General features: G+C 63.5%; 23 protein-coding genes and 1 tRNA gene. 10 read left to right on the top strand and 14 right to left on the bottom strand.

Going from position 1 to position 24,159, the window contains the following annotated elements; translation table 11 throughout:
• Positions 1–3: 3 nt before the first annotated feature.
• From AC1DZV_RS10810 to AC1DZV_RS10795, 4 genes are all read right to left on the bottom strand, one after another.
• Entirely contained in the window at positions 4–684 is a 681-nt protein-coding gene (locus AC1DZV_RS10810) for an HAD-IA family hydrolase (RefSeq protein WP_476949831.1), read from the bottom strand.
• A 55-nt stretch (positions 685–739) separates the two neighbouring features.
• Positions 740–1,117: a glyoxalase superfamily protein gene (locus AC1DZV_RS10805; RefSeq protein WP_026266579.1), complete on the bottom strand. Its 378-nt coding sequence runs from the start codon at positions 1,115–1,117 to the stop codon at positions 740–742.
• Between the two features lie 71 nt (positions 1,118–1,188).
• Positions 1,189–1,824 (bottom strand): uracil phosphoribosyltransferase, encoded by a 636-nt coding sequence (gene upp / locus AC1DZV_RS10800; RefSeq protein WP_018774274.1) that lies wholly within the window; start codon positions 1,822–1,824, stop codon positions 1,189–1,191.
• A gap of 12 nt (positions 1,825–1,836) precedes the next feature.
• Positions 1,837–2,703, bottom strand: a complete 867-nt coding sequence (locus AC1DZV_RS10795) for a phosphatase PAP2 family protein (protein ID WP_476949832.1) — start codon at positions 2,701–2,703, stop codon at positions 1,837–1,839.
• A 90-nt stretch (positions 2,704–2,793) separates the two neighbouring features.
• Here AC1DZV_RS10795 and AC1DZV_RS10790 point away from each other — a divergent pair, with 90 nt between their 5' ends.
• Entirely contained in the window at positions 2,794–3,294 is a 501-nt protein-coding gene (locus tag AC1DZV_RS10790; RefSeq protein WP_028277768.1) for a nucleoside deaminase, read from the top strand.
• A 10-nt stretch (positions 3,295–3,304) separates the two neighbouring features.
• On the opposite strand, the gene AC1DZV_RS10785 is transcribed toward AC1DZV_RS10790, so the two are convergent.
• From AC1DZV_RS10785 to AC1DZV_RS10770, 4 genes are read right to left on the bottom strand one after another with little or no spacing between them, the layout of a single operon-like run.
• Positions 3,305–4,633, bottom strand: coding sequence for a DNA glycosylase AlkZ-like family protein (locus AC1DZV_RS10785; RefSeq protein WP_476949833.1), 1,329 nt, complete (start codon positions 4,631–4,633; stop codon positions 3,305–3,307).
• A gap of 35 nt (positions 4,634–4,668) precedes the next feature.
• Positions 4,669–5,907 carry a glycosyltransferase gene (locus AC1DZV_RS10780; RefSeq protein WP_476953699.1) on the bottom strand — a complete coding sequence of 413 codons (1,239 nt, stop codon included), beginning with the start codon at positions 5,905–5,907 and terminating at the stop codon, positions 4,669–4,671.
• Between the two features lie 9 nt (positions 5,908–5,916).
• Complete coding sequence (locus AC1DZV_RS10775; protein WP_243182173.1) at positions 5,917–6,315, bottom strand: 6-pyruvoyl trahydropterin synthase family protein; 399 nt, start codon at positions 6,313–6,315, stop codon at positions 5,917–5,919.
• A 3-nt stretch (positions 6,316–6,318) separates the two neighbouring features.
• A complete protein-coding gene (locus tag AC1DZV_RS10770) occupies positions 6,319–7,380 on the bottom strand; it encodes a zinc-dependent alcohol dehydrogenase (RefSeq protein WP_476949835.1) in 1,062 nt (353 codons plus the stop codon).
• A 127-nt stretch (positions 7,381–7,507) separates the two neighbouring features.
• Between AC1DZV_RS10770 and AC1DZV_RS10765 the strand changes: the two genes are divergently transcribed.
• Positions 7,508–7,597: transfer RNA gene (locus tag AC1DZV_RS10765), tRNA-Ser, on the top strand.
• Between the two features lie 62 nt (positions 7,598–7,659).
• Here AC1DZV_RS10765 and AC1DZV_RS10760 read toward each other — a convergent pair.
• Both AC1DZV_RS10760 and AC1DZV_RS10755 read right to left on the bottom strand, forming a co-directional pair.
• Positions 7,660–8,796 carry a tyrosine-type recombinase/integrase gene (locus AC1DZV_RS10760; RefSeq protein WP_476953698.1) on the bottom strand — a complete coding sequence of 379 codons (1,137 nt, stop codon included), beginning with the start codon at positions 8,794–8,796 and terminating at the stop codon, positions 7,660–7,662.
• Between the two features lie 8 nt (positions 8,797–8,804).
• Complete coding sequence (locus tag AC1DZV_RS10755) at positions 8,805–9,311, bottom strand: hypothetical protein (RefSeq protein WP_476953697.1); 507 nt, start codon at positions 9,309–9,311, stop codon at positions 8,805–8,807.
• A gap of 127 nt (positions 9,312–9,438) precedes the next feature.
• Here AC1DZV_RS10755 and AC1DZV_RS10750 point away from each other — a divergent pair, with 127 nt between their 5' ends.
• The 8 genes from AC1DZV_RS10750 (at position 9,439) to AC1DZV_RS10715 (ending at position 16,741) form a co-directional block, all read left to right on the top strand.
• Positions 9,439–9,639, top strand: a complete 201-nt coding sequence (locus AC1DZV_RS10750) for a helix-turn-helix transcriptional regulator (protein WP_476953696.1) — start codon at positions 9,439–9,441, stop codon at positions 9,637–9,639.
• Between the two features lie 64 nt (positions 9,640–9,703).
• Complete coding sequence (locus tag AC1DZV_RS10745) at positions 9,704–10,294, top strand: bifunctional DNA primase/polymerase (RefSeq protein ID WP_476953695.1); 591 nt, start codon at positions 9,704–9,706, stop codon at positions 10,292–10,294.
• Positions 10,294–12,129 carry a DNA primase family protein gene (locus tag AC1DZV_RS10740; RefSeq protein WP_476953694.1) on the top strand — a complete coding sequence of 612 codons (1,836 nt, stop codon included), beginning with the start codon at positions 10,294–10,296 and terminating at the stop codon, positions 12,127–12,129. Before AC1DZV_RS10745 ends, AC1DZV_RS10740 begins: the two co-directional genes overlap by 1 nt.
• A gap of 115 nt (positions 12,130–12,244) precedes the next feature.
• On the top strand, positions 12,245–12,631 hold the full coding sequence (locus AC1DZV_RS10735) for a hypothetical protein (RefSeq protein WP_476953693.1): 387 nt from the start codon (positions 12,245–12,247) through the stop codon (positions 12,629–12,631).
• A gap of 150 nt (positions 12,632–12,781) precedes the next feature.
• Positions 12,782–13,045 carry a hypothetical protein gene (locus AC1DZV_RS10730; protein WP_476953692.1) on the top strand — a complete coding sequence of 88 codons (264 nt, stop codon included), beginning with the start codon at positions 12,782–12,784 and terminating at the stop codon, positions 13,043–13,045.
• A 451-nt stretch (positions 13,046–13,496) separates the two neighbouring features.
• The gene (locus AC1DZV_RS10725; RefSeq protein WP_476953691.1) at positions 13,497–14,234 is read left to right on the top strand and encodes an 8-oxoguanine DNA glycosylase OGG fold protein; all 738 of its coding nucleotides are present in this window, start codon (positions 13,497–13,499) and stop codon (positions 14,232–14,234) included.
• A gap of 60 nt (positions 14,235–14,294) precedes the next feature.
• Positions 14,295–15,377 carry an HNH endonuclease gene (locus tag AC1DZV_RS10720; protein WP_476953690.1) on the top strand — a complete coding sequence of 361 codons (1,083 nt, stop codon included), beginning with the start codon at positions 14,295–14,297 and terminating at the stop codon, positions 15,375–15,377.
• A 128-nt stretch (positions 15,378–15,505) separates the two neighbouring features.
• Positions 15,506–16,741, top strand: coding sequence for an AlbA family DNA-binding domain-containing protein (locus tag AC1DZV_RS10715; protein ID WP_476953689.1), 1,236 nt, complete (start codon positions 15,506–15,508; stop codon positions 16,739–16,741).
• A 229-nt stretch (positions 16,742–16,970) separates the two neighbouring features.
• Here the strand turns inward: AC1DZV_RS10715 and AC1DZV_RS10710 are convergent, their stop codons facing one another.
• The 4 genes from AC1DZV_RS10710 to AC1DZV_RS10695 form a co-directional block, all read right to left on the bottom strand.
• Positions 16,971–19,952: a type I restriction endonuclease subunit R gene (locus AC1DZV_RS10710; RefSeq protein ID WP_476953688.1), complete on the bottom strand. Its 2,982-nt coding sequence runs from the start codon at positions 19,950–19,952 to the stop codon at positions 16,971–16,973.
• Entirely contained in the window at positions 19,894–20,952 is a 1,059-nt protein-coding gene (locus AC1DZV_RS10705; protein ID WP_476953708.1) for a restriction endonuclease subunit S, read from the bottom strand. The genes AC1DZV_RS10710 and AC1DZV_RS10705 overlap by 59 nt, the downstream gene beginning before the upstream one ends.
• Positions 20,953–21,077: 125 nt before the next feature.
• A complete protein-coding gene (locus AC1DZV_RS10700) occupies positions 21,078–22,607 on the bottom strand; it encodes a type I restriction-modification system subunit M (protein WP_476953687.1) in 1,530 nt (509 codons plus the stop codon).
• Positions 22,604–24,151 carry a type I restriction-modification system subunit M gene (locus AC1DZV_RS10695; RefSeq protein WP_476953686.1) on the bottom strand — a complete coding sequence of 516 codons (1,548 nt, stop codon included), beginning with the start codon at positions 24,149–24,151 and terminating at the stop codon, positions 22,604–22,606. The genes AC1DZV_RS10700 and AC1DZV_RS10695 overlap by 4 nt, the downstream gene beginning before the upstream one ends.
• Positions 24,152–24,159 lie beyond the last annotated feature (8 nt).

Raw genomic sequence — 24,159 nt, 5'->3', positions numbered from 1 at the left:
GGGCTAGAAGGTGAAGGACAGGGTGCGCAGGCCGGCGCCGGTGACGTGGGTGGTCACGGCCACCCCGGAGTAGTCGGGAATGTGCAGCACACCGTCCGGCAGTTCGCCGGTATTGGGCCCTACCGCCACGGTCCGGGCGCCGGCGGCGATGCCCGCGGCAATGCCTGCCGGGGCGTCCTCGAACACCACCGCATCGGCCGGGACGACACCCAGCAGGGACGCCGCCCGGAGGTATCCCTCAGGGTGGGGCTTGCCCCGCATGATGTCCTCCGATGTGACTGAGACGGCCGGGACGCCGATCCCCGCGGCTGCCATCCGGACCCCGGCCAGGTCCCGTGACGCGCTCGTCACCAGCGCCACGGCATCCGGCGGCAGGCTCGACAGCAGCTCCGGCGCACCGGGCACCGGAACAATGCCCAGGGTCTCGGCCAGCTCCATCCGGCCGAGCTCGGCCGCGAGGGCCCGGATGTCGGAGCCGGCCGGGGCAAACCTGCGGACCGTGTCCATGGCCTGGACGCCATGGGAGGAGCGCAGGATCTCGCCGATGTCCAGGCCGTAGCGGGCCGCAAACGTGGTCCACACCTGCTCCACGATGCTGGTGGAATCCACCAGCGTGCCGTCCATGTCGAACAGGACGGCACGGGCGGTCAGGGTGGTGGTGCCGGAACGGGATGGAGAGCTCATGCCTCCATCCTGCCGCATGGCCCAGGGTCAGCCGGCCGCGCGGAGCCTGCCGGGATCAGCCGTTGGGCCGGTGCGGGATGTACTGCACCGCCCACTTGTTGCCGTCGGGGTCGGCGAAGTGGACAAAGTGCCCCCAGTCCTGGACGTCGACGTCGCTGACGTCCACGCCGTTGTCCTTGAGCTGCTTGTGCGCGGCCTGGATGTCGCTGACCACAAGCTGCAGGCTGGGCGCGGTACCGGGCGGGGCGTCGTTGAGGCCCTCGCCGATGGCAATCGAGCAGCCGGAGCCCGGTGGCGTCAGCTGGACGAACCGGAGGCCCTCCATGGGCCGTTCGTCGTAGTCGGCGTTGAAGCCCACCTTGTTGACGTAGAAATCCTTGGCCCGGTCCACATCGGACACCGGCACAAACACGAGTTCAAGTTTCCAATCCATGCCGCACAGGCTAGCGCGGTCCGCGGCTGCGCGGAAGGGACCCTCCGTGTTGCGCCTCGGCGGCGCCGCTCCTAGCCGGCGATGCCGTACAGGCGGTCTCCGGCGTCGCCCAGGCCGGGCACGATGTAGGACTTCTCGTTGAGCTTCTCGTCGATCGAGGCCAGCACGATCGTCACGTTGGCCTCTGACAGCTCTTCCTCCAGCTTGGCCAGGCCCTCCGGGGCGGCAAGCAGGCAGATGCAGGTGACGTCGGAGGCGCCGCGCTTGAAGAGGAACTTGATGGCCTCGCGCAGGGTCCCGCCGGTGGCCAGCATGGGATCGAGGACGAAGATCTGCCGGTCCGTGAGGTCCTCGGGGAGGCGCTCGGCGTAGGTGATGATGTCCAGGGTCTCTTCGTCGCGGGCCATGCCCAGGAAGCCGACCTCGGCCGTGGGGACCAGCTTGGTCATGCCCTCGAGCATGCCCAGCCCGGCCCGGAGGATCGGGACCACCAGCGGGGTCGGCTTGGTGAAGGCGGTGCCGACGGTGGTGCTGACGGGCGTCTCGATGGTCACCGGTTCGGTGCGGACGTCACGCGTGGCTTCGTACGCGAGGAGCGTGACAAGCTCCTCGGTGAGCTGGCGGAAGACCGGGGACGGGGTGTTCTTGTCCCGCAGAACGGTGAGCTTATGGGCGACCAGCGGGTGGTCCACAACGAGAGTGCGCATGGGTCAAAACTATCACCCGGATGCTGAGGACCGTCCCGCGGTGCCCGGAGTATCGGCGTCCTTCGTATCGGCCGTTTTAGTGCCGACGGCATTGCCGCCGGCACTGCCGTCGGCGGTGCCGTCATGAAGGTGGGCGGGGTGGTCGAAGGTCGGCGCGGCGCCGGCGTGTTCCCGGTGCCGGAGCACGTGGAAGAGCCGGTGGGCCAGGATCACGATCCCCACCCAGGCCAGCCCGATGACCCACCCGATGATCACGTCGGTCATCCAGTGATGGCCCAGGTAGACCCGGCTGAGGCCCATCGCGACGATGAAGATCACACCCGCGGTGATCAGGCCGATCCGGGCGCTGGTCCGCTTGATCTGCAGGCAGGCCAGGTACACCACGAGTGCGATCACCACCGTGGTGTTCAGCGTGTGGCCGCTCGGGAAGGACGGCGAGTTCTCGTAGGGCGGCACAGCGTCGGCATGGTCGGGGCGGGTACGGCCGATCAGTTTCTTGCCCACGGACGTGGCCGTGACCGAGACGGCGGCGGCACCGCCGATCAGGATCAGCGGCCGCCAGGTCCGGGAGGTGTAGATGAGCACTGCCGTGAGGATGCTTGCCAGGATGGGCATCCCGATGCCGCCGCCGATGTTGGTGAACCCCGTGACAAAGGCGTCGAGGCCGGGGCTGCGCAACTGCTCCATGAACGCCAGCGTCGGTTTGTCCAGGTTCGCGAGGCCGGCGTCGTCCACCACGTTGTCGTAGACTTCTGCGCTCACCAGGGCCAGGATCACCACCACCACGCCGCCGATCAGCATGGTGATCCACAGGGCCGCGTAGGGCACCACCCATTTGCCCCAGCGGTGCGCCAGCCAGTTCTCTGTTCCGGTGGTCACGGCCGTCTCCCGACTACTTGACAACGTTAATTACATGGGCCGCACAGCCGAGCTGCACAGCATGCTTAGGGTCGAAACTATCATTGACCCATGACTGCCCCGGAGCCCCGCCATGCCCAATGGATGAGCCTTGCCCTGGCGGAGGCCCGGAATGCCCTGGCCACCGCGGACGTGCCGATCGGCGCCGTCGTGATCGGACCGGACGGTTCCGTGCTGGGCGCCGGGCGAAACGAACGGGAGGCCCTGGGGGACCCGACGGCCCACGCCGAGATGGTCGCCATCCGGGAGGCCGCCGCGAGGTTGCGGGCGCACCGGGCACTGGAGGGCAAGGGCGACGACGGATGGCGGCTTGAGGACTGCACTCTGGTGGTGACCCTGGAACCCTGCGCGATGTGCGCTGGAGCGATCGTCCTCGCCAGGATTCCGCGGGTGGTGTTCGGTGCCTGGGACGAGAAGGCCGGCGCCGCGGGTTCCGTGTTCGACATCCTTCGCGAGCGCCGGCTCAACCACTGGGTGGAAGTGGTTGCGGGCGTCCGTGAGCAGGAGTGCGCAGCACTGCTGCGGGACTTCTTCGCCGGGCACCGCGCCTGATCCGTTCCGGCTAGCCGGCGCCGCCGGCAGATGACGCGGCGGCCGGTGAGGCTGAGGCTACAGCGGAAGCCGCGAGCCCATCGATCCGCTTCTGCCGGGAGGCCGGAGAGTCCAGGCTGAAGGCCCGGAAATCACCGAGGTCCTCGCGGATCCAGGCTTCCACCTCGGCGATCCGCTGCGTCACCGCGGGCGTGGGGCCGTGGAACAGCCAGGGCACGATCCGTTCCTGGGCCGGATCGTACTGCCAGAGTCCGATGATCCGGCCGCGGTCCAGGATCGGGTGGTCCGGGAGATCCGCCTGCAGCGCGAGCGACCCCAGCGCCGGCTTGTGCAGGTCCTCCTCGGCCAGCAGGTCCGCCGCATTGCGGCGCAGCAGGAACAGGGAATCCGTTCCTGCCAGCAGCTGGATCTGTTCCCCCGCCGGCTCCTCGAAGGCGGCGAGGCCGCCGAGGTCCTCGGGCAGCATCCACAGTGGGTCCCCGCCGGCAGCGTGTGGCCCGGCCGGTGCTGTGGACAGGGCGGTGGGCACCTCGACGGCCCCGGCGGCGGCGAGCGCCGCCTTGCTTTGCGCCACGGTGAACCCCGTGAACCATTGCGATTGTTTGAAGGTGGCTCCGCCGGTCCAGCCCAGGTAGCGGCGGATCAGTTCGGTGCGCGCATCCTCGTCGTCAAGATCGCTGGGCGGCAGGCCCCAGGGCTGGTAGGCGTAGCGCTGCTGGTCCAGGCGCCCGTTCGCCGGGACCCGGCGGATCCTGCCGTCGGACTGCAGGATCCCCAGGGCGGTGGGCAGAGTGGTGGTGGCGCCCTTTTTCTTGCCTTCCTCGCCAAGGTTCCGCACTGAATCGCCGAGCTCGTCCTTGAGCTGCCGGGGATCCATGGGCCCCTCCGCCTCGGCGAGCGTGTGTAGCACCTGCTCTTCCAGAAGCGTGATCTCGCCGCGGTCCACGCCGAGCCGGCCGACCACCTTGAACGCGGACTCGGCCGCGTCCCGGCCCAGCTGAAGCGCCCAGGCGAAGTCTTCCCGGCCCAGGACGTAGGTGCAGCCGCGGGCGACCGGGAGTTCCAGGATCCGGTGGGCGAGGACGTCGGCGTCCACCTGTTCGCGGCGGATGCCGGCGCGGGCAAAGAGCGTGAGGTAGGGGTTGGCGCCGCCCACGGACCGGGCCCAGCCTGCCCGGGCGAGGACCTGCTCCGCCGTGCAGCCGGCCAACCAGCCGTCCAGGCCCTGCCGGTGCCAGGACCATGCCCGGAGCCGCTCCGGGGTCAAGCTCTGCGGCTCCGGCAGGTTGACGGGCTTTTCTACCGACGGCGATTGTGTGGCGACAGGGTGGGTGCTCATGGGCTCATTCTCCAACAGCTTCTCTGTCAGCGGTATCAAGAAGCCGTATCAACCCCCGCCGTCTGGTTTCTGAGCCGTCCCGTTTCACCGGGTTCCGCGGGGTCCGTGGGTGCTGTCGGTTCCGTCGGTTCCGTCGACAGGAAGCCCAGAACGGTCCGGGCGGTGGCGTCCCAGCCGGGCAGCCAGCCCCGGGCGGCCGCTGCCGCCTCCCGCCAGCGGTCCCTGAGGCCGGGGTCCTCCAGCCAGCGGCGGAGCAGGTCCGCCAGCGGGGCGGGGTCCGTTCCGAGCCCGACGGCGGCGCCCGGCAACCCGGGCACCGGAGTCCCGGGCGGAGTGTCCGGCACCGGAAAGGCCGCCGGCGGCCCGGGCAGGGTGCCGGCGGCGAGCGCCTCGACGGCTCCGGTGCCCTCGCGCACCACCACGGGAATGCCGCGGGCCAGCGATTCGGTGACCACCAGGCCGTAGGTTTCGGCCCGGGAAATCAGCAGGCTCAGATCGGCCGCATCCCATTCAGCATCCAGTGCCGGGCCCCGGAGCTCGCCCGGGATGCGGACCCTCCCGGCCAGGCCCAGGCGTTCCACGGAGGTCCGGAGCTGCGCGGCGTAGGCCGGATCGGCGGTGTCAGAGCCGATGAGGGACGCCGTCCAGGGCACAGCCGCGAGCCGGGCGAGCGCGTCCAGCAGGAGCGACTGGTCCTTGTTCGGCAGCAGGGCCGCCACGGCGATGACGTGCGGCGCGCCGGCGGACAGGCTGCCGGCCGCGAGCGGCGCGGGGGCGGTCCCGGGCAGGGCCACCCGGAGGCCGTCGAGGCCGTGGCGGGCGCGGATGCCCGCCGCGGCCGAACCGCTCGTGCAGATGACGCCGGCAGCCGCCCGCAGGGCCCTGCGTTCGCGCTCCGGGTGGTCCGGCAGGGGCATGTGCAGCAGGATCCAGACCCGGACCCCGGCCGCAGCGGCCGCTTCCAGCTCCTCGGGCGCACCGCAGGCGAGGAGGCTGTCGACCACCGTCACTGTGCCCGAGGTTGCGGCACCGGCAGTTGCGGGGCCGCCGCCCCCGGCCGGATCGCCGTCGGGCCCCGCATGCAGCAGCGTAGCCAGGCGCCGCCGGTCCCCCGCGCTGCCTCCCGGCCAGTCGCCGTCGAGCGGGCAGGTTTCCACCGCGGCACCGAGGGCCGCCAGTTCGGCGGCGAGCGCCGCGTTGTAGACGTTGCCGCCGGAGTTGTGCCGGACGTTGCCGGGCACCACAAGACGGACACGAGGGCTGGCCGGCGGCATCTGCGCCGCCTAGCTGGCGTCGAAGTCCAGCGAGTAGCTGGCCCAGGCATCGGGGGTCTCGCGCAGGGTGACGTCCAGCCCGGCGAGGTCGCGCCCGTCGTTGCCGACGCGGATCTGGGTGGCGACGGCGTCGGCGATGTACCGGGCGAGGGCTTCGGTGGTGCTCAGCTTGCCGGAGAAGTCCGGGTGCTCGTCGAGGTTCTTGTAGTTCAGCTCGTCCAGGATCTCGTCCACCGCGTCCCCTGCCGCGCCGATGTCCAGCACGATCGCGTCGTCATTGAGCTCACGACGGCGGAAGGTCACCTCCGTGACGAAGGTGGCCCCGTGCAGGCCCTGGGCCGGGCCGAAGACTTCGCGCGGAAGGCTGTGGGCGATCATGAAGTTGCGGCGGACGGTCAGACTAAACACGGGCTACCTCGTGGCTTCGGTGGGCTGGTCGGTGGATTTGAACTCTGTGGGCTGGTCGGCGGATTGAGCGTCCCAGGACGGGTATTCGATGACGTGGCACAGGGCGTCCAGGTTGCCGTCGGCGAGGCGCTGGACGACGCCGGGGAGCTCTGCGAACGTCGAGGAGCCGGTCAGGAAGACATCGAAGACCGGATCCTGCAGCAGGGACACGGCGAGCGCGAGGCGCTCGGCGTTGGTGCGGCGGTGCCGGCGGGCGCGGGCCACCATCCCCACCTGGCTGGCGCGGATGGATAGGCGGCGGGCGTGGAAGTCCTCCCCCAGTGGGAGGGAGATTTTCCGGTCGGCGTACCAGGACATTTCGATGATGTCGCCGTCGTCGCCCACCAGCTGCAGGCTTCGTTGCAGCCCTTCCTGCGAGGCCGAGCAGTGGATCACGATGTCGCAGTCCGGGAGGGCGTCGTCGGGGTGGCTGAAGTCGACGCCGAGTGCGTCCGCGAACGCTCTTTTGGCGGGGTCGACGTCGATCAGTTGCAGCCGCGCGAGCGGAAAACCGGCCAGGAGCTTGGCCACCATACCGCCGACCAGTCCGGCCCCAATCACGGCAACCCTGTCGCCCAAGCGAGGTCCGGCCTCCCAGAGGCCGTTGATCGCGGTTTCCACGGTGCCGGTGAGCACCGCGCGGCGGGCGGGGACGCCGTCGGGGATCATGGTGAGTGATTCGACCGGGACGATGAAGCGGTCCTGATGCGGGTAGAGGCAGAAGACGGTCCTCCCGGCCCAGCCCTCCGGTCCGTCCTCGACCACGCCCACGGTGAGGTAGCCGAACTTCACCGGGTACGGGAAGTCCCCCTCCTGGTTGGGGGCGGCCATCGCGTTGGCGACGCACTCCGGTACACTCGCGCGGTGGACCACCAGCTCGGTGCCCTTGCTGATGCCCGAATACAGGGTCCGGACCAATGCCTCCCCGGGGCCGGGGGCAGGCAGGTCCTCGCTGCGGAGCTCGCCTTGTTCCGGGCCGACGGTCCAATAGGCGGTGGCCGTGGCGTGCTGTTCAGAAGTCGTCATTGTGCTTACGAATCTAGTGCCCGGGCTGTTCGCGGGGAAGGGTGGCGGGTTCCGGCGAGTCGGTGTGCGGGTGCTGTTGGGGCCCGTTTTGTGGATGGGCGCCTTGCTCCGGTACCCTAGTCAGGTTGGTGACGTGTCCGAGCGGCCGAAGGTGCAACACTCGAAATGTTGTTTGGTGTAAAAGCCAACGTGGGTTCAAATCCCACCGTCACCGCCAATAAGAAAGGCCCTGCTCCCCTTGCAAACAAAGGGAAGCAGGGCCTTTTGCTTTGCCCCGGATCAGGGTTTTGAGCACATTTTGAGCACACCTGACTGTGAAACGGCCTGATCCAGTGCGTCTGAAACTGAGTCCAGGTCACCGTCAAACAGGTCCGCGTACGTGTCCAGCGTCATGGCCGCCGAGCTGTGTCCCAGCATCTTTTGAACCACTTTCACGTTCGCGCCGGACGACACGGCGAAGCTCGCGGCCGAGTGTCGGAGGTCGTGCGGCGTGATCCGGGGAATGCCTGTCCGCTTCACGGCACTGCCAAACCAGCTCATGTTGTCCTCATGCACCCGGGCCAGCCGCAAATGGTGCCCGTTCTCGCCAGGAAACACCAGATCATCCCGTCCCTTGCCCTCGCAGGCCCGAGCCAGGTGCTCCCCCAGGAACCGAGGGAAGGGCACAGTGCGCTTCTTGTGGTTCTTCGGAGTGCCCACCTCGATCACGGAGCCCACCTGCACAGCGTTTTCCTCGATCATCAGCCGACGGCGCAGCATGTCCAGGTGCTTCACCCTCAGCGCGGTGGCTTCACCCCACCGGATGCCGCAGTAGGCAAGCACCAGGACCAAGCCCGGGTACTTGCTCGCTGCGGCCAGGGCGTGCACCTGCTCATGGCTGAGGTAGACGTGAGGTTTCTTTACCTTCCGGGGCAGTGAGACGCCCCGGGACGGGTTGCTGAGTGTCCGCCTGTCGCTCACGGCGTCATCCAGGATCGAGGCCAGCACTCCGTAGGCCCGAATAACCAGCGTCGCCCCTTTGGGCTTCCGGGCAGGCGTCGCGTCGGGATCTCCGGTGGTCATTTCGGAGACCCACTGCTGAACGGCGGTTTTCCGCACCTCGGCCACCGCGACGCTCCCCCACCTCGGCAGCACATGGATCCTCAAGGCCGATTCCACCGGACGATAGGACGACGGTTTCAAGTGCGTCTGCCGGGCCAGCCACTCTGCACCCAGCGGGCCTATGAGCGCCCTGGCTGCTGTGGCGTCTACGAACTCGCCGCGCGCCTTGGATACTTCGACGGAGGCGAGGAACAATTCAGCGTCCCTCTTGGACGTGAATCCGCGCTTCATGGTTTGCCCACGGTCCGGTTTGCGGTAGCGGACCGCGTACCGGCGTTGCCCGTTGCCCAACCTGTACGCCTCAACTGTTGCCATGGCTACACCTACCAGGTCCTGTCTGCTGCGGTAAGAAACCCTGCGTCCTCAGCCTGCCGCGCCCAGCGCTGCAACGTCTTCTTGTGGACACCCATCACAGACGCCAACCTATGCAGCGGAATCCTTGTCAGTTTCGCCGTCCGGTAGAGGTGGGCGATCGCTTTCAGCTTCTCCTCGCCGGTGGGCGGATAGGCGCTGTCGGGAAGAAACGGTTCCATGGCTTGGGCCATGGCCACCGTCCAACCTGCTCCTGCCGGAACGGGCGGAAAGGCCTCAGCTTCCATCACCGCATCCCGGACAAGTCCATGGATGTCCATGCCGTGCAGCATGCTCCGGGTGAGACCTTGTCCTGCGGGCGGAGTCAAGACAAGCTCCGTGGCGGCATAGCGCCCATTGATGACCTCGGCTTTGACCTTCCACCCCGGTTCAGTGTCGCTCGCTGGGTGTTCAGAATATTTGGCTTCGGATTGCAGCAGGTCCCGGGAATCCCCGCGTTCTGGTTCTGATTCACGCATGACCCCATCCTATCGCACCCCTCCTGCAGTTCGTGGACAATTGCATGAGTACCCCTTTGGCAATTGGGGAGTCCGTGTGGTTGACTGGCACTTGACCCCGGGTTCAGAAGGGGAGCAGAAGGAGATCATGATGGTAGAAAAACTCGCAACGGCAGACGAAGTCGCCGATTTTCTTGGTTACACCAAGGCGGGACTTGCCCAGATGCGCTACCGCGGGACCGGTCCCAAGTTCGTCAAGCTCGGTGGCATCCAGGTTCGCTACCGCTGGGCCGAAGTGGAAGCCTGGATCGACAGGCAGACCCGGGACCGCACCGGTGTGCCGGCATGACGGCACACATCGCCGAGAACGTTCGGGCGCTGCACTGGCCCATTTCGCTTCGGAGGATCCTGTCGTGACAGCCGACCTCACACCTTTAGAGCGCAAGTACATTGCGGCTGCGTCCGCTGGTGATATCGCTGAAACGCAGCGACTGGAAATCCTTGTCGACCAGGCTGCGACGGAACTTGAGGAGCGCCTGAGCGAGGCTTCTTCGCTGGCCGCCTTCGCCCTCGAGTATGCAGCCCAGGGGCTGCCCGTGTTCCCCTGCATTCCCGGCGCGAAACGCCCAGCCACCAAACATGGCTTCCACGACGCCAGTGCCGACGCCGACCAAATCCGATCCTGGTGGGATCGGTGGCCCGCCGCCAACATCGGATTGCCCACGGGGGCCCAGTTTGACTGCATCGATGTGGACGGCCGTGTCGGCCATGAATCTCTGGCATTGCTCACGGCTTTGCCTGAAATCATCGGCCAGACCCTGACGCCGCGAGGCACACATTTGTACATTCATCCGACCGGACGCGGGAACAGAGCCGCTCTTGTGCCGGGGATCGATTACCGGGGTGCAGGCGGGTATGTCGTGGCGCCTCCCTCTCGGCTTAGCGACGGCGGCGTCTATCGCTGGTACGAACAGCTCAAGCTCCCAGAACACGGAGAGAAATAGTGGACTTTCTAGATCTGCTCGACGAGAAAAAGAAAACAACACGGGCCGCTCTTGCCCCGGCGGCCACGACGCCGGGACTCATGGGAGGAATCACTCCGTACGCGCGGAAGGCACTGGACAGCGAATCTGAAATGGTGGCGACCGCGCCCAACGGGACCCGGAACGACACGCTGAACAGGGCAGCATTCTCTTTGGGGCAGCTCGTCGGAGGTGGACTGCTTCCGGCCGAACTGGTCCAGCTGGAACTCAAACGTGCGGCACGCGCCGCTGGGCTGCCGGACGGCGAAATCATTGCCACGCTGGGCTCCGGCCTCGGCTCTGGCCAGCAGCAGCCCCGCACCGCCCCCGCCGCCGCTGCTGGACCCAAACCGGCGCCGACCGCAGTAGTCGACTGGATCCTCCCGGAACTGCGCACCACCGGACCAGATGACGATCCGACCAGGACGCTCAACGACGACCTGCGCGGTGCCGGGGAGAGCCGCCAACAGGTTCACAGCGGACAGGTACGAATGGCCCACCGCTTGGCGAAGGCATATGCGGACAAGCTCATTCACGTCCACGCCGTCGGCTGGATGCACTGGGACGGACGCTGCTGGCGGGAAGACCGGGCGGGGCACACCATCCGGGCAGTCGTGGACGTCCTTCGTCGCTCACTCGCCGAATCCCTCGACCAACCAGATCTTCGCCAGGATGTTCGAAAATGCGAAACAGCGAACGGCATAACCGGTGTCCTCAAAATAGCAGCGGCCCTGCCCGGGCTCGCCGCAACCGCCGACCAGCTCGATGCCGACCCATACCTTCTCAACGTTGCCAACGGAACGCTGGACCTCCGCACCATGGAGCTCCACCCTCACAACCCGGCCAATCGCATGACGCACATCGCCGCCGCCGCATGGGACCCCGCTGCCAACGGCCCCACCTGGTCATCCTTCCTCGGCCGTGTGTTGCCCGACGAAGACACCCGCAGCTTCCTGCAACGCTACGCAGGGCTCGCACTTGCCGGGAAAGTTCTTGAACACCGCCTGGCCATCCTCACCGGCCGCGGCCGCAACGGTAAGGGAGTCTTCTACCAGGCCCTCAATAACGCCCTAGGCGACTATGCAGGCACGGCAGAACCGGACCTCTTTATGCATCGAGAAGGGGCCCACCCCACCGGAGAAATGGACCTCCGCGGGCGTCGCCTCGTAACCGTCTCGGAATCCGAGAAAGACCGGCGCCTCGCCGAAGCCACCATGAAGCGGCTAACCGGCGGTGACACAATCCGGGCTCGCCGTCTCTACCAGGACTTCACAGAGTTCGCTCCCTCCCACACAGTCCTGTTCATCACCAACCACCTGCCCAAAGTCAGTGGAGACGATCCCGCGATCTGGGCCCGGATTCGCGTTGTCCCGTTCAGCATCGTCATCCCCAGCACAGAACAAGACCCGCACTTGCCCGAAAAGCTCCAGCTCGAAATGGATGCGATTCTCGCCTGGGCAGTGGCCGGGTGGCAGGACTACCAGGCGAACGGGCTGGCCGAACCCGCCTCAGTCGTTGCCGCCACGGCCAACTACCACCGCGATGCCGACGCGCTCGGACGCTTCATTGACGAGGAATGTGACACCGGCCCCGGCTACTCCGCACTTATCGAGTCCCTGCACCAGGCCTGGACAAGATGGGCCGCAGGCGAAGGCCTCCAGCCGATGAGCAAGCGGGCCTTCGGAGCAGCCCTCGAGCAACGCGGCCACGAGGCCAGGAAAGGCACCGGCGGAGTCCGCGTCCGCTCAGGAATCCAGCTCAAGCCCGCCATCGGACCAGGATTGGGCGGAACCTCCGACAGGCAGGAGTGGCGGTAGTGGCAAATCCACTCTTTCTCTCTACACGGGCGGGCGTAGAGGAAGTTACTTCCTCTTTGCCCCTTGCGCCACTAGTCAAACCGATGCCCCGAAAACCAAGGAAACCAAGGAAACCATGAAAACAACAGCACTCACCTCACACTCAGGCATCACCATGCTGCAGATCGATGGCATCCAGATCACCAAAGACATGGCAAAACAGCTCGACGAACTCCGCTTCGAGCACTGGGAGAACTTCGAGCCCTTCGGCCGCATACGCACCGGGAGCTGGCGTGGCAATCCTGGCATCGAATTGATCGGCAGGGACAAGACCAACGGCGCCCTCGTCCGTATGTGGCACGAAACACATCCGCTCTGGGTCAATAGCGTGACGGTCGTAGGCGAGGACGGCATCACCCGAAGGCTGCCGATCACTGACGGCAAAGACGAAACACGCAACTGGCTGAACGACTCGTACGCCAAACTGCCGCTGATCATCCTCCCCAAGGACCACCGGCCATGACTGTAAGGCACCGGTCTGCGCATGCGACTCCGCGTGCTGCCAGGGAGGTCGAAATCGCTACAGGTTTCGAGCCCCGGGACTGTTCACCACGTAGCCTCCTCCCCCCGTCCGAATCTTTTGCCATGCGGGTCCAGATCTTTGGAGAACGAAATGCACACACATCTTGACGCGGTTGACGCGGCGGCCGCGAGCGGCCGGGGCATCCTGCAGCCCTCCCACCAACCTCTGGTGGAGCTGGTCCGGGCCCTGGCCCGCCAAGTCGATACCAGCGGAACCGACGGGCCGTCCGCGCGTCTGGGGGCCGCCTACCTGTCGGCACTAAAGGACCTAAGTCGGGCCCTTAACACCGTGCAGGCGCAGCCGCAGGCGAACAGGGTGGATGCGCTGCTCGCCAGGCGGAGCGCGAGTGGTTAGCCCCCGGGCCCCGATGGCCACCCGACGCTTGTAACCTCATGCAATCCCTGGTGCTGCCTTCCGTAAGCGCACCGGTTCGCACTCAGTCCTAATCCGTACACGCTCAGGAATCCCGTGGCGACAGATTTGTCGCCCGAGTTGGCAAGGATGTTCGGGACAGGCGCGTGGACCCCGCCGTGAAAAGGCGCCACGTAGGGCACATCCCCGCCCGCAATTCGTCCAGCCTGTCGACGCGGCCGTTAAATCGGCCTCACATGCTCCGCAAAGGCGTCGCGGCGCTCCTGCTCCCAGAACGGGTTGCTGAGCTTCGCCGGGGTGACCATCTCTCCCGCGAGTCGACCTTACTGTCAATGTCCAACAACCTACTCGCGTTGGCGCCTGCGGTTCCAAGCTACAAGGACACTGCAGTCCGCGACGACGAAACGCTACGTTATCGCTTAGGGTGACCGGTATGAGCCAACCATCCGCTCCAGAACCAGCACCCGCCGCGCTGAAGGCCTGGGTGGCGCAATATTCTCGTGGGGAGGCGATCGATGACCACGGTTTCAACTTGGACCTTCGATGGTGGAACGATCGCATCGCGGACTTGCCAGGGAGTCCGGTGGCCAGCGTCGATGGCGAAAGGGAGCACGGGTTCATTAGCCGGGGTGACCTCTTCTCCCTGGCGCCTGCAGCCCAAGAAGATAAATCGGGGAAGAGCGCTCTACGCTTGTTCTGGCACGCCTTGGCCTGGGGGACGGGAAGCAACCACCGCAACTCACCACGACGAATCGCCTCAGTGGAAGCGAATCCTCCCGCCGCGGCAGTGTTGCTCCACGAGGCGGCCGGCTTGGCGACGGCTGACCCACGCTCGGCGTTCCTGCTGCTGAAGCCACGGGGTAATGCGATCGGCTCTCTCGGACCAAACTTTTTCACCAAGTTCTTGTATTTCGCAGGCGCTGGCGCCCTTGATCACCCCTGCCTCATTGTCGACAACCGTGTGCTTCGCAGCCTGCATCGGGAAACTCGGCGACCTGTGTTCGATCCGGATTCGACGAACTACGGGCCCGGCGTCTACGAGGCAGCCCTTGGTCTTATGTACGCCTGGGCGCAAGAATTGTCGCATCCCGGACGGACTGTGGGAGCAGACGAGATCGAGCGCTGGGCCTTTGCCGACGGAAAGCAGTCTGCCCCAACAACTGACGAGTAACCTGACAGACAGACTTGGCCTCCGTTTCCGTTCGACCTCCTTCTCGGAAGGATTTCACGCATGGCCCTGAAGGATCTAATCGACCCGCATGCAGTTCTTCGCGCAATTGAGGAGTACAACCAACTTGGACGAATTGCGTTCCTGAAGACACACGGCTTCGGCCCCGCGGATGAATATATCTTGGCGTACGGCAGCCGCTACTACGATTCCAAGGCGATCGCAGGCGTTGCCCACCTTTTCCAAACTGGTGAGCTTCTGCCCAACTCGGAGTTTCAGGGCGGTTTGCGTGGCGCCGTGCCCCGCCTAAGAGCCATGGGCTTTGAGGTTCTTTCTCAGCGGCGCGGATCGTTTGTGCTGTTGTGGAATCCCACGCTATGGCACTGGGACGAACAACGCCGACTGGCGATCCAGCAGTGCATTTTGGCCGGCGGGACTGGATCCGAACCATGGTCCACGGGAGGCCGCACGAAGGACATTCGGAAGGGTGACCGTGTTTTCCTCTTACTCGTGGGTCAAAAGGAGCGCGGGCTCGTCGCATCCGGGCACGCCGCCAGCCACATCTACTTCGACAAGCATTGGGCCGCCAATCGCCGGGACCCGGCACCGCATATCTCCGTTGCCTGGGACAGGCTCCTCGACCCACCCGAGATCCTTCCTTGGGGTGCCATCCAACAGGCGGTACCTGGATTTCCAGAGCGCTACCAAGGCGGAGGCGCTAGGCTCGACAGCCTCCAAACCCTCGCACTCAACGCCCTATGGTACGAACACACAAACAAGGTTTCACTAGCGTCCCTTGGCGATCCGTCACATCCTGAAGTAGCAGCCAGCTACTCCTACGGCATCGTCAAACGCCGTAACCACCAACAGCAATTCCGTGACCTGCTCCTCGCGGCATACGAACCCGAGTGCGCCGTCTGCCGCTTTGACGAAGTAGAGATCCTCGAAGCCGCGCACGTAATCCCCGACAGCCAAGGGGGACCTTCCACTGTCGAGAACGGCCGCCTAATGTGCCCCAACCACCACCGCGCACACGATGCAGGGTTATTTCAACTCCAAGGCGACCGGCCGATATGGGCCGCTGCGGAGACCGAATTTCTGGCGCCGGTTCGCCCCCAGACAAAGGACAAGGAGCCACGGCCCTGACGCACGACTCGCCGGCCGCCACTTCCTAGCGCGAACTTTTCCCGGAGCGAGGACGTAACGGCGTGCGTAACCCTTAGTGCCGTGCCCTCCCCGCCAAAAGGTTTGGCTTTGTTCACTAGGATGAGGTCATGTATACGGCGCTGCACCGGGCATTGGGCATTGAACCTTGCCCGCTCACGATGGATCTGGTACGCAGGGCTGTCGCTGATCGGGTTGCCGAACGGGAGGACCTCGATTGGAAGCGGGTCCTGCCGAAGCACCCCGGGCGGTGGGTTGAGGAGTTCGCCAAGGACGTCGCTGCTATGGCCAACGTCGGCGGCGGGATGATCGTCTACGGAGTCGCCGAAGAAGGATCCGAGGCCGCTGAAATATGCGATGTTGGTGAAATAACAGACGGTACTCTCCGAGAATTGCGGGGGGCTGCATACTCGGGGATCACCCCGCCAGTCCTTGGTTTCCAGCCTGTCGTCATAGCCGAAGACGGGGTGAGTCTTCTTGCGCTTCTGATTCCTCCATCTGATGATTCCCCGCACCTTGTGTTCCGACAGGATCTGTTCGGGGCCCCGCTGAGGTTGGGTACACGCACTGGATGGATGAGCGAACGCCTGATCGAATCCGCCTATCGCCAGAGGTTCGCCGAGCGTGATCGACGCTCGGCTGGCCTGGATGATTTGTTTGATGAATCTGCTGGGCCGTTTCGGCAGGCCCCCCGTGTTTGGATGGTCGCCGTTGCCAAGCCCGAGGTGACTGGGCGCCTCAGACGGATTGAATCGGACAGCGCGCGCCGAATATTTTCGGACGCTAGCCAGAACACACCGATACCTCTGACAGGTATGTCGCCGCTGGGCCACCTGCAACGTTGGATGCGCGACCCGATCCTTGGCCTTCGACGCTGGACCGTGCAGACCAATCATTTCGACAACGACCGGATCTATGGGTGCCGAATGTCGATTCACTTTGATGGCTCTGTCACCGTCGCGATGGCTGTGGCAGGCGACCGGGGGACGGATAACCGGAGCGAGGTCCAGATCCGAGACGTTGAAGCTGTCCTAGTCGATCTTGCAGGTTTGACGCTCACTGCTTCCCGGGAACTGTCGATAGTGGGCGGATACGCCATTAAGGCGTCGCTCTTCCGGGATGGGTCTGATCCGATTTCTCTGTTGGAGCCCGTATCCGATCCAAGGTTCGGCGGATTCCATGAGCCGGCACCGCGTCCTCTAGCTGGCTGCGTACCCGTCGCGGGAATGATTCCGACAGATCAAGGGCCCGAGTCAGTACTCGACGGATTGCGGGAAGTTGCCCTGGATCTGTTCAGCCAGGCGGGCTCCGAGACGATTCAGTTGCTCAAGCTGCCAGATCGCTAGGAAAGGCAGCCACAGGAGTGGGTCGGCCACAGCAAGACTTCCCCCGCCAGAGCGCTGACGCTAATTCGGGATCATCGCGCCTGCGGCGCAGATCGTCCCATCCTGCTCGATCCTCAAACGGAATTGCCGAACAATTCCAGAAGACCGTACTCACCACTACTGAAATCTGCTCGCGGTCCAGGCACCTGACTCCTTAGGGGTTGAGCAAGGGCTTCGTTGCCGAACGCTCTCAGTAGTACTCGCGGATATAGTCATAGGCGCGGTCGTAGGTTTCCTGATCCCGGATCTTGTACTTCACATAGAGAGTCTGGCGAAGAGCCTGACGCACAGAGCGATCGCCGTCTCGAGTGTCCTGCCACCCATCGAATCGTACGGCCCTAACTACCTCATCTACGTCGGAAACAACCCGCTCCACAAGTATTGGGGTCTCTGAATCCTTGAGGGAATCAAACAGCTCCGTCAGTGCCGCCTTACCGCGTTCCTCCCGCGGCACCTCGGCCACGGCCTTTTCCGCTGCAACGGTGTCCCGGGCCAGCTCGAAGAGTTCCTTGAGGAAGTCGAGGCTGGCTTGTTGCCCGTGGGCATACTTATCGCGCAGTTCGTTCAGCCGCTGGCCAAGTGCTACGAACGTCGGGTTGGTGAGGTGTTTGGCGATTCGGGCCGTGATCTGTTTTTCGAGTTCTTGGACTTTCTTGTCCCGGTCCCCGCCGGTGGACAGATCCTCAATGACGACGGCGTCCAGCACAATCGTTTCCAGGTCGCTTCGCGGCACCTCAACAGTGACGTTCTCGTTGATCAATTCCAAGGTCTTGGCACCGAGCGAATGCCATACTAGACGGCCCGTGTAGTCGGACGGCTTGATGGATTCGTATACGTCCGACAGCCACTTGTAGTCGGTCTCGTACGCGTTGAGCACCGGGTCAGGGCTGATGGCTTCCCAGAGCTGACCGAGGTAGCTGTAGGGCAAGGCGAATGCGTCTCGGCTTGCATCGTCAGGCAGCTGCGTCTGGGCCTGGATTAGTCCCTCGTAACCGCCGACTGTGCGGTCGACACCGGGGAAGAACACGAGCGCCGCAGCCATGGCGGCGGGGAGCTTCTCGCGCAGCTCGGCGATGTTAGTGATAACCCGCTGCACGGAGGTGTCGTCAAACAATAGGGACTTAGCGACATCATCGAAGATGCCTAGGTAATCCACAATCAGGCCGTGAGTCTTGCCTGGGTGTGTACGGTTCGTGCGACAGATGGCCTGTAGCAGGGTGTGGTCCCGTAGGGGCCTGTCTAGGTACTGTGCCTGCAGGATGGGTGCATCAAACCCGGTCAGGAGCTTGGCGGTGACGATGATGATTTGCAGCGGGTCCGCCGGATCGCGGAAGCGGTTCAGGAGCTTGCCTTCCGCATCCCGCTCCAAGGTGAAGCGGTCCTTCCACTCCTGCGGATCGCGGGCATCCATGCTCATGACGACGGCGGAGGCTTCCGGCCCCAGATGGGTGTCTAGTGCTTCCTTGTAGGCGACGCAGGCAGCTTTGTCGTAGACCACCACCTGGGCCTTGAAACCGTTCGGGGCGACCTTCTCGGTGAAGTGCGCCGCGATGTCTGCGGTGACCTTTAGTACCCGGTCCGAGGCTTTGATCAGGTGCTCCAGGGACGCGGCCTTCTTGGACAGGGTGATGCGTTGAGCCTCCGAGAGGTCGTTGCGCGCGGCCAGTTCGGCGAAGCCCGTGTCAATTGCTTCCTGATCCACCCGCATCTCGGTTAGTCGTGGCTCGAAGTGCAACGGGAGGGTTGCCCCGTCGCGGATGGAATCGTGGAAGGAGTAACGCGAGAGGTAGCCGCCCTTGTCCTCTTCTGAGCCAAAGGCCCAGAAGGTGTTCCGGTCCCGCTTGTTGATCGGAGTACCGGTGAGCCCAAACAGGAAAGCATTGGGCAACGCTTCACGCATTTTCCGGCCGAGATCACCCTCTTGGCTACGGTGGGCTTCGTCCACCATGGCGATGATGTTGCCGCGGTCGTCCAGCACACCGGGCGCTTCGCCGAATTTGTGGATGGTTGTGATGATGACTTTCCGTGCCCCGTCTCGCAACAGCTGCTGCAGTTCAGCGCGACTATCTGTGGAAACCAGGTTGGGCACGTCCGCGGCATTGAAGGTGGCCGTGATCTGGGTGTCCAAGTCGATACGGTCCACGACGATTAAGACGGTAGGACTGGCCAGATCGAGGGCTGCCCGGAGTTTCTGGGCGGTGAAGACCATTAGTAGTGATTTGCCTGAGCCTTGGAAGTGCCAGATGAGGCCCTTGCGGATCTTGCCCAGGAGAACGCGGTCGATGATGGCGTTGGCGCCTTGGAATTGCTGGTAGCGGGCGATGATTTTGATCTTGCGGTGCTTGCTGTCCGTTGCGTAAACCGTGAAGAACCGGAGGTAATCCAAAATGACCGCAGGCGCCAGGAGGCCGTCGACGGACTCCTTGACGTGTGCCAGTCCGACGACGGGCGTTTGGTCCGTTTCGCTAGGTTCCTCACGCCAAGGTCCCCAGAGATTCACTGGCATGCCCACCGACCCGTAACGGAAGTCCCTTCCCTCGGTGCCGAAGGAGAGGACGTTTGGCACGAAAAAAGCCGGGACATTCTTCTCGTAGTCATCGTTGATCTGGGCGGCAGCGTCAATCCATGTGCAGGCCGGCCGTACGGGCGACTTGGCTTCGCCGATGACCAGTGGAATGCCGTTGCACCAGATGACCACGTCAAAGCGACGCTCGATCCGGCCCTGAATAAAGGTAACTTCGGTTGAGACCATCCAATAGTTGGCTGAAACGTCCGTATTGGCGAGGTCGATCAGTTGCACAGTGGTGTGCGCGCCGGCAGGGCCGAATGGCATGGAACGGTCGCCTTTGAGCCAGGTGGCGAACTCCTCATTGGCCTTCAACAACCCGCCCTGCCTCGCGGACAAGATAATCGCGCGGAGCTGGTGTATGACCTCGTCCGCGCGTTCAGGTCGCGCGGCAATTTCGGGGTTAAGTCGGATCAGAGCCTCACGGACCTGGGCCTCAAGAAGAACGCTGCCCGTTGCGCGGGGGAGCGATGAGCCGGGGACGAACTGAATATCGACGCCGGACGAAACGAGATCACGGATAAAATCGCGGACGCTGTTGGCTTCACTAAAAGTCATGAGGCCCATCCAAGAGCTGACTGCGGACTGATGCTTGAAGATTTCCAAGGGCCCGGACCTCTCGGGCAACCGTCGTTGAAGTATCCGCCCATATGCCGGACTCGTTAAGAAGTTTTGTTTGGTCTGCCGGGCTTGGCCAAGGGAAAGGATAGGACGCTATATGTCGCCAGTGCATGTGCTTAACTTTCGATCCTTCGCTACGTTGAGCCACCCAACTGGCGAACCTACCTGTCCTCAACCCCAAGAGTATCCACTCTCGATCCACACCTTCGTTTAGGCGCAATCTGCCCAGTCGTTGGTTCAACATGGCACGATCCGTGACTTGGCAGACTCGTCCGAGGAATCGGTCTTCGAGGGACTGAGCAGTCATGTTGATCACGAGATCCCGAGGTTTCAGCACATAGTCGGGGTGCTTTGTAGCCCACTCTTCAGGTATGCGGACCGTATTTGAGGACCACTTAGTCAGCCCGTCAGGACGCATATCCCCGGGACGCAACAATGGAACGCCGAGATCGGCGTATAGGTCACTTGAGAATGGGCGCCCATGCTGGAGAGAAAGCAAGTCCTCCAGAGGCATCACCGGGCACTCCTCCAATCGTGCGTTGAGCCAGGTTTCGCGGCTTTGGGCGATAGTGCTTGTAACGGACGAAAGCTTCCTGCTGTGGCGTTCTAGAGCCCAGCAAAGATCTGCGATGCTCCTCTGCTGGTCAATGGGTGGCAGCGCGAATTCATACCTTGTTATGTCTGAGAAATTCACATACGGGTTGACGGATCCTTTGGACTCGGCGATCGCGAAAGAATGGAAGGCTTCAGATGTCATCACCCATGGCAGGAAGCCCGGCAAGAGTTGATTTTCATCCTTGGACGAAAGGACAAACGTGGTGTTAGAGCAAACTCCGTCGAAGTCAGCAACGGCCACCTTCCGAAGGTATGTCCGCCGCGAGCCGTAGAGGACTTGTCCGGGCCGGAACCGGCGATGAAATGCGGGCCCGAGATATCCGTCATCCACGCCCCCCCAGCGATGGATCCGAAGATCATCAGAATCCATGTGTTCACCGGCGACGACACGAGAGACAGTGCCGTCTGCCGGATCCACCTTTTCTTTGGACTGTTCAACAACGTCGCCGAATTTCACGCGTTTCCACACACTACGGTCTAGTTCCAGAGCCAATTTCATCGGCCGGCTTCCCCTCTCAGCAGTTCAAGAACATTGCTCACTGCATCATTCGCGGCGGATCCGGCCTGTCGCCATGCGTCCACTGCCGTCGCGACGCCAGGCACGCCCGTGTCGCCGTCCGCCGCGTGATTTGCAGCTGGAGAGACGTAGGTCGGAATCGCTAGGCTGTATGCCTTCGAGGCGATTTCATCCAGCGTTGCCACAGAAGCAAAGCCCGGAGCCGCGGAGAAGGCTTCGTAGGCCGCAAGGATCTTCTGCTGGTCAGATTCCCTCAGAAACGACTGCGCCTGCTTGCGGGCAAATTCATGGACCGCATTGATAAACAGCACACGGCCTTGATGCTCTGTTGGCTTTTGGGCGCGGAGTGTGACTACTACAGCTTCCATTGGTGAGTTGTAGAACAGCCCCGCCCCAAGACCCAGGACGCACTCGACAAGGTCTGATTTGACTAGGGCTTCACGGAGGGCTGCCTCTTCTTTACGGAACAGCACGCCGTGCGGAAAAAGAACGGCAGCGCGGCCGCTGTTCGAATCCAAGCTGGCGGCAATGTGCTGGAAGAATGCATAGTCCGCGCGGCCCTGCGGCGGGACTCCCCACACATTTCGGCCATAGGGATCGCCCGCAAAGGCATCGCGGTTCCAGGACTTGATGGAATACGGCGGGTTCGCCAGAACCACGTCAAACTGCTGCAATTGCCCGCTCGCGTTGAGGAAGGCTGGTGTAGCCAAAGTGTCCCCATGCGCGATTAGCCCATCGTTGATCCCATGCAAGAACAGGTTCATCCGTGCAATGGCGGATGTTCCATAGTTGAGTTCCTGTCCGTAGAGCCGCAGATTGCGCCACTCCTTGCCCTGACGCCTGAGCTCGGCAGCTGTGGAGATGAGCATGCCACCAGTGCCGCAGGTAGGGTCGTAGACGGACTCGCCGGGCTCCGGCTGGAGCATCAGGGTCATGAGCCGGACCAAGGTTCGGTTGGTGTAGAACTCCTGCGCCGTATGGCCGGAGTCGTCAGCAAACTTCTTGATGAGGAACTCGTAACCGCGGCCGAGCTCGTCCTCCGGCAAATTGGCCACCGACAGAATCTTTGTTGAAAAGTGCTCCAGGAGATCGTTCAGGGTGGCGTCCGGCAGGAAGTCTTTATTACCCCAGTCGCCGTCGCCAAAGACACCATGCAGAGTATCGGGGTTCGCGGCTTCGATGCCGCGCATAGCCTGGAGGATCGCGGTACCCTTGTTGCGCGTTACTGCTCGAATCTGGTCCCAATGGGCGCCGTCAGGAATGACGAACAGGTGGTTCTCAGGGAGGTCCGCCAACGTGTCGTCGCCGTAAATTGACAAGGCCTTGGTGCGTTCCTCGTCGTAGACATCGGAGAGCCGCTTGAGGAACACCAACGGGAAGATGTACTGCTTGTAGTCGCCGGCATCGATCAGCCCGCGCAGCAATATCGCAGCACCCCATAGGTACGATTCCAGCTCGCGCTGGCTGAGGAGAGCCGTAGCAGGCCCTGTTTCTGTCTTCGTGCTCACGCGTTCAATCCCCACTTAGCAAGTTCGGTCGCCAAGGCAGCACGGGTTTCGGCCGCGGTCTGCTGCACTGCCGCTAGGTCAGCTACGGCCTTTTCCAGGCTCAGCCCATCCGCTCTCTCCTCTGGTGCAACATACAGCGAAATGTTCAGGTTGAAGGCGTTGGCCTCTATGGCAGCCAAATCCGCAATCTGTGCAAAGCCGGGCTGTTCAGCAAACTGCTGGTACGCCTCCAGCAACAATTCTGCGTGCTGGTCCTCCAGTGTGTTCTGGTTGCGGCCCTTGCGGAACAAGGACTCACCGCTGACGAATAGCACCCTGCCCTTGGTTGCGGGGGGTTTCTTCTGGCGCAGTATCAATACACAAGCCGCCAGCGCGGTGCCGTAGAACAAGTTTGGCGCCAAACCAATAACGGCTTCAACTTTGTCCTGCCGAAGAATGAATTCGCGGATCCTGCCCTCCGCACCTTGGCGGAAGAGTGCGCCTTGGGGGAGGACCACAGCTACGCGCCCCGTATTATTCGTGGCGGATGCGACCATGTGTTGCACCCATGCCCAGTCTGCGTATCCCTTAGGCGGAACCCCGCCCAGAGCATTGCGGCCCCAACGGTCCGACGCCCACGCCTCCTCACCCCAGCTCTTCAGCGAAAACGGCGGGTTTGCAATCACGCATTCGAAGGTCGCCAACCGGTCGCTGTTGAAGAACGCGGGATCCCGCAGGGTATCTCCTCGGAGGATTTGAAAGTCCTCCACGCCATGGAGCAGAAGGTTCATTCGGGCAATCCCGGAGGTGGCCAGGACTTTCTCCTGGCCGTAGAGCTTGCCCCAGAGCAGCTGGGGGCGACCCCCGGCGGCCTTGACGTGCTGGATCACTTCGATGAGCATGCCACCGGTACCGCAGGCTGGGTCATAGACCGTCTCACCCTCTTGTGGGTCCAGGATGTTCACCAGCAATCGGACGACTGAGCGAGGCGTGTAATACTCCCCAGCTTTTTTGTTGGAGGCATCCGCGAAGCGTTTGATCAGATACTCGTAGGCCTGCCCGAAGACATCCGGGGAAACAGCGTCGTTGGTCAGCGACTTGGCCGAGAAATGCTCAATCAGATCATTTATGCGCGAATCAGGGAGCTTCTGCTTGTTGGTCCAAGCGGCATTGCCAAAAATGCCGTAGAGAGTGTCAGGGTTGGCATTTTCGATAGCCCGGAATGCGGTTACAAGCGCTTGGCCCACATTCTCCGTGTGAGCGCGCACATCATCCCACAGGTAGTCCTGGGGGATCGCAAAGCGGTGGTTTTCCGCAAACGAGGCGAACTCATGGTCACCACCGGAGTCGGCCAGTGCGTGACCGTACTCTTCGAGGTATACATCGCTGATCCGCTTGAAGAAGAGCAAGGGGAATATGTAGGCCTTGAAGTCAGCTTGATCGATCGATCCTCGCAGAAGGTCCGCAGCGGCGGCGAGGTGATTCTCCAACATCGACAGCGATAGGGGCTCGGCTGCCGCCGGAATCATTGCCCATGCGGCTGCACGGGCCTCTTCTTCGGTCAATGTCGGCC

The sequence above is a fragment of the Arthrobacter sp. P1_D12 genome, assembly GCF_056406175.1.
The sequence above is the reverse complement of the archived record's forward strand: the minus strand, read 5'-3'. Positions and strand labels throughout refer to the sequence as shown.

What these genes read in the sequence shown, in the direction of transcription:
- AC1DZV_RS10810 (WP_476949831.1), bottom strand. Translation starts at nt 684, where the DNA reads ATGAGCTCTCCATCCCGTTCCGGCACCACCACCCTGACCGCCCGTGCC.
- AC1DZV_RS10805 (WP_026266579.1), bottom strand. Translation starts at nt 1,117, where the DNA reads ATGGATTGGAAACTTGAACTCGTGTTTGTGCCGGTGTCCGATGTGGAC.
- upp (WP_018774274.1), bottom strand. Translation starts at nt 1,824, where the DNA reads ATGCGCACTCTCGTTGTGGACCACCCGCTGGTCGCCCATAAGCTCACC.
- AC1DZV_RS10790 (WP_028277768.1), top strand. Translation starts at nt 2,794, where the DNA reads ATGACTGCCCCGGAGCCCCGCCATGCCCAATGGATGAGCCTTGCCCTG.
- AC1DZV_RS10785 (WP_476949833.1), bottom strand. Translation starts at nt 4,633, where the DNA reads ATGAGCACCCACCCTGTCGCCACACAATCGCCGTCGGTAGAAAAGCCC.
- AC1DZV_RS10780 (WP_476953699.1), bottom strand. Translation starts at nt 5,907, where the DNA reads ATGCCGCCGGCCAGCCCTCGTGTCCGTCTTGTGGTGCCCGGCAACGTC.
- AC1DZV_RS10770 (WP_476949835.1), bottom strand. Translation starts at nt 7,380, where the DNA reads ATGACGACTTCTGAACAGCACGCCACGGCCACCGCCTATTGGACCGTC.
- AC1DZV_RS10760 (WP_476953698.1), bottom strand. Translation starts at nt 8,796, where the DNA reads ATGGCAACAGTTGAGGCGTACAGGTTGGGCAACGGGCAACGCCGGTAC.
- AC1DZV_RS10755 (WP_476953697.1), bottom strand. Translation starts at nt 9,311, where the DNA reads ATGCGTGAATCAGAACCAGAACGCGGGGATTCCCGGGACCTGCTGCAA.
- AC1DZV_RS10750 (WP_476953696.1), top strand. Translation starts at nt 9,439, where the DNA reads ATGATGGTAGAAAAACTCGCAACGGCAGACGAAGTCGCCGATTTTCTT.
- AC1DZV_RS10735 (WP_476953693.1), top strand. Translation starts at nt 12,245, where the DNA reads ATGAAAACAACAGCACTCACCTCACACTCAGGCATCACCATGCTGCAG.
- AC1DZV_RS10730 (WP_476953692.1), top strand. Translation starts at nt 12,782, where the DNA reads ATGCACACACATCTTGACGCGGTTGACGCGGCGGCCGCGAGCGGCCGG.
- AC1DZV_RS10725 (WP_476953691.1), top strand. Translation starts at nt 13,497, where the DNA reads ATGAGCCAACCATCCGCTCCAGAACCAGCACCCGCCGCGCTGAAGGCC.
- AC1DZV_RS10720 (WP_476953690.1), top strand. Translation starts at nt 14,295, where the DNA reads ATGGCCCTGAAGGATCTAATCGACCCGCATGCAGTTCTTCGCGCAATT.
- AC1DZV_RS10715 (WP_476953689.1), top strand. Translation starts at nt 15,506, where the DNA reads ATGTATACGGCGCTGCACCGGGCATTGGGCATTGAACCTTGCCCGCTC.
- AC1DZV_RS10705 (WP_476953708.1), bottom strand. Translation starts at nt 20,952, where the DNA reads ATGGATTCTGATGATCTTCGGATCCATCGCTGGGGGGGCGTGGATGAC.